7 protein-coding genes are annotated in these 10,539 nt (G+C 31.5%); all 7 read right to left on the bottom strand.

From position 1 onward, the window contains the following. On the bottom strand, positions 1-1,353 hold a 1,353-nt coding region (locus ACYP5M_RS26420), incomplete at its 3' end, for a condensation domain-containing protein (protein ID WP_459735724.1). A gap of 147 nt (positions 1,354-1,500) precedes the next feature. Continuing rightward, on the bottom strand, positions 1,501-5,991 hold the full coding sequence (locus ACYP5M_RS26415) for an amino acid adenylation domain-containing protein (protein WP_459735723.1): 4,491 nt from the start codon (positions 5,989-5,991) through the stop codon (positions 1,501-1,503). Between the two features lie 1,833 nt (positions 5,992-7,824). Next, a complete protein-coding gene (locus ACYP5M_RS26410; protein WP_230178907.1) occupies positions 7,825-8,010 on the bottom strand; it encodes an IS110 family transposase in 186 nt (61 codons plus the stop codon). Continuing rightward, a complete protein-coding gene (locus ACYP5M_RS26405) occupies positions 7,994-8,185 on the bottom strand; it encodes a hypothetical protein (RefSeq protein ID WP_230178905.1) in 192 nt (63 codons plus the stop codon). Before ACYP5M_RS26405 ends, ACYP5M_RS26410 begins: the two co-directional genes overlap by 17 nt. A gap of 20 nt (positions 8,186-8,205) precedes the next feature. Next, positions 8,206-8,361 carry an IS110 family transposase gene (locus ACYP5M_RS26400; protein ID WP_230178903.1) on the bottom strand — a complete coding sequence of 52 codons (156 nt, stop codon included), beginning with the start codon at positions 8,359-8,361 and terminating at the stop codon, positions 8,206-8,208. A 636-nt stretch (positions 8,362-8,997) separates the two neighbouring features. Next, complete coding sequence (locus ACYP5M_RS26395; protein WP_230178901.1) at positions 8,998-9,114, bottom strand: transposase; 117 nt, start codon at positions 9,112-9,114, stop codon at positions 8,998-9,000. 692 nt (positions 9,115-9,806) lie between these two features. After that, a complete protein-coding gene (locus ACYP5M_RS26390; RefSeq protein WP_434168916.1) occupies positions 9,807-10,277 on the bottom strand; it encodes a hypothetical protein in 471 nt (156 codons plus the stop codon). Positions 10,278-10,539: the final 262 nt, after the last annotated feature.

Here is a 10,539-nt window from a genome sequence, read left to right as displayed (position 1 = left end):
ATATTCCGCATCTGTATGATTAAATTCTTTTAATAATTGGTTCTTTTCTTCTTCTAATAATAGCTCTAATTCTGATACTTTTATCTCTTTGTTATTTAGCAGATCACTTATCATATTTTCTAAGTATCTTGTCATTCTATTAACTATAGTTTCATCAATAACTAAGCTATTAAATTTGAATTTAAATTCGATTCTATCAAAAGTCAGAATCTGTAGATCTAAATTATAATTGTCCCTTTCAACAATAGAATAATTTTCTATAGATAAAATATTATCTTTTTTTACATTTAAGGGATAATTTTCTATTGTAACTACTGAATTAAAAAGCTCCTCATTCGTTTTTAAACCGCAATATTCCTTAATATCAATTAATGGTGTATTCTCAAATTCCTTTCTATTTCTCAGCGTTTTATCAATATTTCTAACTAAATCAATGAATGATATATGATCTTCTGATTTTACTGTCAGTGGAATAATATTTATAAATAAACCAACCATATTTTCTATGGATCTAATTTTTTCTGACCTTCCTGACACTGTTGTTCCAAATATAACTTCTTGCGAGTTACTGTACTTTTGCATTAAAAGTCCCCAAGACGTATATAGCAATGCTGCTAAGGTTACTCTATTTGTTTCAGCGAATTTTTTGATTTTATTTGAACTTACCTCATCTAGCGAATATAAAATCTCTTTATATTCACCTTTTGATTTCCCTTCGAAACAGCATATTGGATTGCCTGAATCAATAAAATGGTCCCAATACTCTTTTTGTTCATTCTTGTTAAGATTTGTTGTGTATTTAACAAACTCACTAAATTTTGTCTTTATTTGCACTTTAGGACTGCTTCCACGATAAAAACTTGAGTACGCTTCAACTAACTCATTTAAAATGATTCCATTACTCCAGCCATCGTAAATAATATGATGATTTGTAATAATCATATTATATTGATGATTGTCTAGTTTACATAAATAAACTCTTATTGTTTCCTTTGTTAAATCAATTCTAGTACTAAAATCCATTGATTTAATATCTTCTACGGCACCTTCTTTATCTAACTTTTCAGTAAAATCATAATATTGAATTGTTATCCCATGATTTTTTTTCACTATTTGTACTGGATTCTCAATACCCTTCCATCTAAAAACAGTTCTCAACATTTCATTGTTTTCAATCACGGAATTCCATGATTTTTCTAGCAAATCTAATTTAATATCTCCGGAAATGGTTAAGCTTAATTGCTCGTGACACTCTCTGCTATCTTCATCCATAACATAAGAAAATAACATACTTTGTTGTAAGCTAGTTAATCCCATAATATTTTCTATAATTTTTTTATCTAACTTCTCCATTAAGTGATTATCTCCCATTTTCTAATATAATTATTAATATTCAAAAAAATTTCTAGGATGTTAACTTTTATGTATAACTTCAAAATTATTCTGCCATAGGGACTACTATGGCTCATTTTCTCGGCATAGTAGTATACAGCATCATTTTTAATCAAACAAAGAATCTAACTCCTCCTGTGAAATTCCTGCGGCATCAAAATCTGATGGAGTAAATTCCTTTAAATCCTCATTCGTACATTTATCCAAAATTAATTTAAGTGTATCAACATAGCTATCCATTAGTTTTTTTATTGTTTCATCCTCAAACCTATTTCTACTATAGGTAAAGCTTATCTTTAATTTTTTATTGACAACTATAGCATCTATATCCATTAATGATGTTAGTGAATTTTTTTTATCACTATCCAAACCAAATTTAATATTTGAGAAATTTAGTCCTTCCCTATCAAAGATGGTGTCAAAATCTCCAAGGTAATTGAATCTTATGTGCTTATTCCCCTTATCTCTTAACTCATTATTCAAAAACTTCAGTATACTATAGTTGAAACCTTTGTTTGGAATATTTCTAAGCTGCTCTTTTAATGATTTAATATTATTATTTATATCTTCATGGTCGACAACAAAATATGCAGGAAACATACTTGTAAACCACCCAATGGTTCTAGATACATCAATATAGTCATTTACAAATTCTCTTCCGTGTCTTTCAAGTTCAATAACAATATCACTTCTATTAGTTAAATCATTAAGGGTGATGACTAATGCAATGATTAAAGTTTCATTGAGTTCCAAATTATAAATTTCATTTACTTTTTTTATTAAATTATTTAATGTATCTTCATCCAATTCTTTATACAAAACATTAGCTGTTCCTACAGTATCTTCTTCTCTATCATCATCTACCAGATAGGTAAAATCTCTATTCGAAATTTGTTGCCAATAGGCCTTTTCTGTATCAAAATCTTTCTTACTATACTCTTGTAAAGCTTCCGCCCATGTTTTAAAGGAATGTGTTTTCATAGGCAACTTTACTTCTTTTTTATCATTTAATTGTTTTAGTATAGTTAGGAAATCGTCTAATATTATCCTCCAAGATATCCCATCTACTATTAGGTGGTGAGCTGTGAATAACAGCACTTGTCTTTCTCCCCCTAAATGAAACATCGTTACATGAAATAAAAGACCATTTTCTATATTTAAATGAGCATTAACCCAATCATTTATATGATTGATTTTTTCATATTGACCTTCGTAGGAATATTGGGATAAATCGAAATACTCCACCAGGAAATTCTCATTTATATATTCATTATTGTAAAATAACCTATGATCTTTCTTATCATAGTTCATTCTTAAACCGTCATGATGCCCAATTAATCTATTTACAGCAACTCTAACTAGATCAATATCCAAAACGCCGGTGTACTCCAATAATACATGTTGGTTATACAGATGTTGATTTTCAAAATCTTGATTAAAGAACCATTCCATAATAGGTGTTCTTTCTACAACTCCTTGAGCTTGTTCTTGATTTATAGATTTCAACTCCTTACTTTCCTCTATCGTTGCGGCAATTTCTTCGATAGTGTCATGGTCTAATATATCTTTTATCTTAATCTCCAATCCTTTATTTTTTAGCTTCGAAGAAATCTGAATCGCTTTTATAGAGTCTCCTCCAAGCTGATAGTAGTTATCATTCATACTTATATTTTCTACACTTAATATTTCTTCTATAGCTTTAACTAACTCTTTTTCGGCTGAAGTTGAATACTCTACAAATTCTTGTTCCATTATTATTGGTTCCGGAAGGAGATGATAATTCACCTTACCATTTACGGTTAATGGTATCTTGTCAATAAATATAAAGTTAGTTGGAATCATGTAATTAGGTAAGAATTGCAAAAGCCATTCTTTTAATTCGAAATCATTAATTTCCTTTTTATTTACTATATATGCATTCAATAACAAATTTTCTGATGGATTTTCTTTATATACAACAACTGCATCTTTAATAAATTCATTTTCTAGTAAGTATTTCTCTATCTCACTAATTTCAACTCTGTGTCCTCTTATCTTTATTTGATTATCAATTCTCCCTATATATTCAATAACTCCATTTTCCAAATACCTTGCCATATCACCAGTTTTATACATTTTTTTCCTTTTGTTTACAAATGGATTTTCAACGAATCTTTCACTGGTTAACTCTTCTCTATTTAAATATCCTTTAGCAACGCCATCTCCGGAAGCATAAATTTCCCCAACAAAACCTGTTGGAACTATATTTAATTGCTGGTCTAATATATAAATTTGCACATTATCAGCTGGATATCCTATTGGTACTGAAACACCTTTATCTATTTCTTCATCATATTTATATGTCATACATCCAACTACAGTTTCTGTTGGTCCATATTCATTAAATATCTCTATACTTTTACCAAAACTTTTGTGAACTTCTTTTGCTAAGTTTACCTTTAGATCTTCTCCACCTACAATAAATCTCTTTATATTAGAATTTCTATTATCCCTGTCCTTTAATAAAGTTAGATGTGCGGGTGTTAGCTTTACAACCGTCGATTTATTTTCTCTTAATATTTTATACAGAACAAATTCTGTCTCATCATTTTCATAGATGATTATTCTATTTCCAGAAATTAATGGTGTAAATATAGAAGTTACTGTTAAATCAAAGGATATGGAAGAATATAGTGCCATACTTTCATCTTCACCCTTTAAATATCGCTTATCAGCCCAACATATATAGTTTGTCAGGCCTTGATGTTTAACCATTACTCCTTTTGGCTTTCCAGTTGAGCCCGATGTATAGATGATATAAACTAAATCATTTAAATCATTTACATTTGTTAAAATTTCTTTATTATAAAAACTTAAATCTATATCTCTTATATTGATTATTGTTCCTTGACATTTAATATTTGTATCTACCTCTAAATTTGTTAATAACATCTTACTGTTGGAATCTTCAAGCATATAATTTATTCTTTCAATTGGATAACTAGGATCAATAGGTAAGTATACTGCACCTGTCTTTAGAACCCCTAGAATACTAATTAGAAGATCTATTGAGTGTGTCTGCATTATCGCAACATTAGATTGCTTACTTAAACCTTTTTCTCTTAAGAAATCTGATAATTGATTTGCCTTTTCATTAAGTTCTCTATACGTTAATGTTTTTTCTTTAAATTCCACAGCCACTTTATCTGGCGTTTTCTTTGCTTGTTCTTCAAATAATTCACATACTGTTTTCTTCGGATACTGATTAGCTGTTGAATTTAAATTAAATACCTTATGTATTCTTTCTTCTTCATTAATAAGTTTAATGTTATTAATGGTTAGCTCTTCATCTTTTAATACCTGATTAATTATATTCGTCATATATTGGTACATTGTTTTAATTTGATTATCTGTATATTCTAGTGTTTTATAATCAAAATTTAGTTCTATATTTTCATCTTCTAATTCCTGAACCACAAGTTGTAATGAGTGGCTTTGATTTCCAGAATGATATTCCTTAGACTCAACCTTTATGGTGCCATTGATATCATTTTTATATTTGGAGTTATAGTAGTTTACAGACATCTTAAATAAGCTGTCATATCCATCTTTATTTATCTCTAAATCTTTAACTAAAAGATCATAAGGATATTTTTGATTGATAAAACAAAGCTTCAACTCCCTATTAATCTGTTTTATTAGATTCCCTATATTTAACTCTGTATTTAATTTAAATCTAAAAGGCATTGTACTTGTAAACATGCCTACCATGCTCTTTTGAGCCTTACTAGACCTATTAAATACCGGTGTACCTATTACTAAATCATTTTTATGTATGCTTTTATTTATATACAGAAGTGATATTGCTATAAAGAAGGTATTTAAGGAACATTTTTCATCCTTGACAAAGTTTTGTATCTTCTTTGATAAATCGCTATTAATGTAAAAGCTCATTCTTTTACTATCTAAACTATTCGATGAGTTGTATAAAAACTCTTCTGGTATGTCATGTAACTTTTCTTTCCAAAAGTTTTTGTTCTTTATGAATTTATCCGAATTCAAATACTCTTGCTCTGCCTTAATAAAGTCTAAATATGAGTAACATTCATCTGCAGAAACCTCAAAATTATTTATTAATCTACTATATATTTCACAAATTTGATTTTGTATAAGCGTAATTGCCCATCCATCACATATGCCGTGATGAAATTGGATTACTACACCGCATTCATTTTCGCTTATTTTGTAGATAGCAAAAAAATATAATTTACTATCATCTAACTTAAACTGGTTTTCAAATAAACTTTTTACCCATTTTTCATGTTGCTCTTTAGGAGTTTCAAACTTACTAAAATCTAAAAAATCTATACCTTCATAATGAAATTCTTTAACATATTGAATTGGTTCACCATGTTTTTCTGTAAACCTTAATCTTAAACCATCATTATTTTTTATTATGATATTAAGCGTTTTCTCCATACGGTTAATATCTATCTTTCCTTTTATTTTTACACATCCACCTATATTATGAAGTTGAGAATTTGTATTAATTTTATCGGTAAACCATATTCTCCGTTGTGGATGTGTTAATTGATAGTATTCCTTATTATGTACGCTCATTTCTACCCCTCTAATCTATTATGTATTTAAAAGTATTTAATGTTCTCTTTATATTCTTACTCAATTTTCGCATACTGAAAATGTGCTACCTCCCCCCAAAAATTAATACTTCGTGTACTAAAAAAATCAAGAATACCTCTAAAAATCGGTATAACATTGAGCATAGGGAACTCATTTTGATTTCCAATCAAACTTATTGTGAATATTTGCCTTAAGGAAATATTCACAATAAGTTAACGGCTTGATAACAAGTGTTTAGCTTCCGCCGATTACCTTTGAGGTGATATAACACGAAATCGAACGAAAAGTATGCCCTTTTTGTTTCCACATGGAAGAATCTTTATTTTCCGCTAACGCTACCAATGTGGTTCAATATGCCTCCTTTCAAATAACTAATCGTTTATTTAACCTATCAATATCATCTATCCGAACACCTCCTATACAATGGAGAAGCCCTTATCCATTGTAACGAAAGGATTCGTCTAAAAAAGGAAGAATCAAATAATCAACCACTTGAAATTACATCGAAAAATCAGTAGAACATTTCGAAGTGATGAGTCCATCACGAATTACTTGAGAATCAGGAGCATTGTACACACCCTCAAACCTCAAAAAACAAGGAAAAGCTGTTTTTAATAGTCCCTTGTTCCTTCTCGAAACAGGACATTTCAACGGACCAATTCCTAGAAGATCAGGGATAACATTTCATAGGGTTACCTCTATTTGTCTTGTCTTTTTATCGGGTGACTGAGTTACTAGTTGGAAACATAGCTAGTTTGAGGACAGAAAATTATTTAGAGATGCTGATTAGACGCCTTAATTGTCTAAATCAAATCCCTTCATTGATTTGATATCTTAGAATATATATATTGCTTACCTTTATATTTACATAACGTATTCCCTTTATCCAACATCCGCTGTCACCGTTGAATAACCAACGTATTAAAGAATTCAATACAATTCTGTTATAAAACACCACCATCTAGGTACATAATCCTACATCTTAAACAGAGTATTTTTAGGCAACTTTTATATTATTAACCAGTTTTACCTTTTTATTCTTATTTAAGTCATAATTTAAACATATTTTCCATATAGTTGTCAAAGTAAAATTATGTATTTTTAATCACGAAATTGATAAAATTTGTATTTTTTTAATGTAAATATCCCCAAAACTATTTTAAAATTTATTTTTTATTTTGAATTCCGTTCTTTTCTCCCGAATTTCTTACCTATAAATTATGTATAGTGACTATTACTTCACCTTAAATCTCCATCTGATACCCTAATATAACTAAAAGCCTCGGAAACTCCATTCAACTTATAACATAATATCCATAAACAGCTTTACTTTCCCTGCTTTTAAGAAGTCCCTTTATGAAAAACCAGATCTTTTGGCTGACCCATGTAACAGGCTACCTATTCTTATTTCCTATCAAACTACCATGAAAATTCAAAATAAATAGTAAGGAAAAATAACAAATTAAATAAGACGCATACTTCATTTTTTTGAAAAAGAGCAGCGCCCTATTAAAAACCTCCTAATAAATAGGCTAATTTAGGATACTTCTGAAACAGTATATCCTAAGTTTTCTAACCTTCGGACCGAACTTCGATCAATGGAAGCTTGCTTTTGTTTATCAAAATAATCTTCGCCTAAGTTTACATACATTTCTTTTCTAGTTAAAAGATAATTAGAAATTCTTAACATGGCGTGAGCGACGACAATTCCAGCTTGTTTTCTTACTTTTCGTGCCGCCGTCCGTCTGTATAGAGCGCCGAGATAGTTCTTAGAGGCTCCAACTGAATGAGCAGCTTCCGTTAAGGTAGATTTTAAAAAAATATTTCCCTTTTTGTCTCTGGTTGATTTCCTTTTTCCTGCACTTCATTGTGTTCTGGTACTAGGGCCGTCAATGAACATAATCTGGCTGCACTTTCGAACTGTTTTTCAACGTCTTTTCCGATTTCAGCTAGAATTTGTTCGACCATCTGAGTGGCAATTCTAGGTATTGAATCCAATCATTCTATCCTTTCTTGATAAAATACCAACCCTTTGGGCTACCTTTTGATCAATTTTTTCAATTTGTTCAGTCAAAAAATAAATATGAGTTAGAATCGTTTTGAACATCATGCGTTGATGAGGATTCACATACCCACTCTGGGCAAGGATTAAATCATCTTTTTTCTTCTTCATCGAGCGTCGTGCAAAGTTTGCTAGTTTTTCAGGATCATCTCAACATTTGAGATTGTATGAAGCATGCCCTTTGATGAAACTCCCCTAAAATCCTTTCCTTCAGGGGTCATAACGCAGGCGGTAATGTTGTTTTTATGTACGTCCATTCCACATACTCGTTCAATGATAATTTCCATTGAAACCATCTTCCTATGGAGAAAAATTAGAGGCTGGTGCAAAAACCAAAATGGGGTAATCTACCATGATCGTTCCCCGTTAGGGATCGATAGTCTGTGATGTACCGTGGTCGTTGGAGTCAGACTAACGGATGAGCTCTAATGGCACCATAGTTCATCGACCTTCCTCACCCAGTCATAGAATCAGTATGGACGGTTTTCTACCATTTTAATTCAATGTGGTGCAGCGCTGGCCGTGCGCTTCATGATTGGCTGATGGGAATATTTTTGGTAATTTTGTATCATTTCATTACCCGTTCAAGTCATCTATTTCTCCTTAAAAACTACAAATTGATCCTGGACTTTTATAAGTACAAAGAAAATTTGTTGATACTTCAATAATCTGGGCTTTTTCTGAAAACGGAACTATCAGCCTTTTCCACTACCAAATTGGGAATAGCAGTTTCTAATGGTGTTTCCTAAAAATAAAACATGTCGCTAATAAAAAGGGCTATCTTATTAGCCCTTAAAATAAAATAGGTGAAGGTAAATGATTCGTTTTTCTTCACCTGTTTTTCTAATTTTATAATTATTTATTGGAAGTAGTTCACGCAATCCAGCTACCTTCAGTAAATTATGTGCCATAGCTAAGTTGCCTTACTCCGTTTGAACCTTCGCTAAGTCCCGAAGCGAAAAGCAACGGAAGGACCTATTTCCCTTGATATGACCAAAAACACTCTCTACCTCGATTTTTCGTCGAGCGTAAATTTGCATTTGATTCAGACCAAAGGTTCACTTTTGCTTTTAGTTCTTAATAAATTGGATTAAAATGCACCTGACGATTTCCTGCCGTCTTTCTACATTGCGATTATAACCGGGAATCCGAACAATCCTCGCGTTCATAAATTTTTAAAGTCATGTGTGAAACCATTCTTATCTATACGGGACGAGTACCGTTTTTAAAAAATCCTTGCGGTTATTTAGGCAGGTGTATTCATCCTTTTGTTCATCATATGCCCGGTTACTTGCATGACGAATATCCTTTTTATTGCTCCGTTTTTGTTCCGTTAAAAAAGTATTATAAGGAATCAAGGCTTCAAATTCTTTTTCCAAAGAGTAGAGATAGTTTTCTTCACTGCCATAGCCGGCATCTTCGATGACGTTTTACGGGAATAGTAACGATGTATTTTCCTTTGTCATTTGGATATTATACCCAGGTTTAGTTGTCCGTTATTCATATGATCATCTTTCATTCACATAAACGTCGCTGTATCGGTTTTCGAATAACTATTTCGATCGCCAAATAGAGCATTTTGTTGTTTGTATTTCACTTTCACTAATCGCGGGCCTAAGTATTCACGCACCAATTTCAATAGTTTCTTAACCGGACTGAGTGCCCATCGCTTTTCTTTTCGTTCCTAGACATTTTTTAAAAGCTGGATGTCCTTAGTTTCTTTTTTTACTTTCTATACTATTACTTTTTCTACTTGAACTAGTTTTTCTTCTGCTGTTAAAGTAGCCGTTTCGTCTTGATTAGACAGTTCATGATCTTCTTCATCTGCAATGGCCTGGATCTGTTGGTATGTCTTTCGATTTTCTCTTGCAGCTTCGCTTGCGTTCGCTTCAATTATTGTTCTGTCTAGGAAGTAGTTCTCCATTGTGATGTGCTTTTCTTCTATTAATTGATGGATCATTTCTTCAAATAGCTTCGGAAGGAGCTTTACCATTTGCTGTGTGAGAATTGGGTTAATGGTTCGATAATCCAGTTCCTGCAAAGCAGCCAGCCACATCAATGGAATTTTTTCTTCAACCAGTTTTACGATTTCACGACAGGAATAGGCTTTTAGAGAAAAGGTCATTATTTTGGGGATGGTATGAGCAACTCCGCCACCTTGATAGTATCCGAAGAATACGCTATCTTCAATTGATTCAATCATTTAATCGATCACACGGGCCACGTGATGCATCGGGGTGAGTTCTTGAATATCAAAAATCATAGTTGTTTGTTGAATATTGTTTGGAATAAAAGTAGCAATTTTTTGTGCTAAATTTCATAAAAAATGGGGTTGCCCCTAAAAGTCATTTTCCTGACTTTTGGGACAGCCCCACAAGCTATCGAATCACCAATTTTTATCATTTAAAAACTTGTACACAGCTTCCTCCCTTTCTTTCAAATTGTCTTCTCCAAATGGATCTAAA

The organism is Peribacillus sp. N1 (assembly GCF_054600815.1).
Note: the sequence above shows the minus strand (reverse complement) of the source record. Positions and strands in the feature narration are given on the sequence as shown.

Excerpts from the sequence above, each read along its gene's own strand:
- ACYP5M_RS26415 (WP_459735723.1), bottom strand. The coding sequence starts at position 5,991 with ATGAGCGTACATAATAAGGAATACTATCAATTAACACATCCACAACGG.
- ACYP5M_RS26405 (WP_230178905.1), bottom strand. The coding sequence starts at position 8,185 with ATGAAGAAGAAAAAAGATGATTTAATCCTTGCCCAGAGTGGGTATGTG.
- ACYP5M_RS26400 (WP_230178903.1), bottom strand. The coding sequence starts at position 8,361 with ATGGAAATTATCATTGAACGAGTATGTGGAATGGACGTACATAAAAAC.
- ACYP5M_RS26395 (WP_230178901.1), bottom strand. The coding sequence starts at position 9,114 with ATGCAAATTTACGCTCGACGAAAAATCGAGGTAGAGAGTGTTTTTGGT.
- ACYP5M_RS26390 (WP_434168916.1), bottom strand. The coding sequence starts at position 10,277 with ATGATTGAATCAATTGAAGATAGCGTATTCTTCGGATACTATCAAGGT.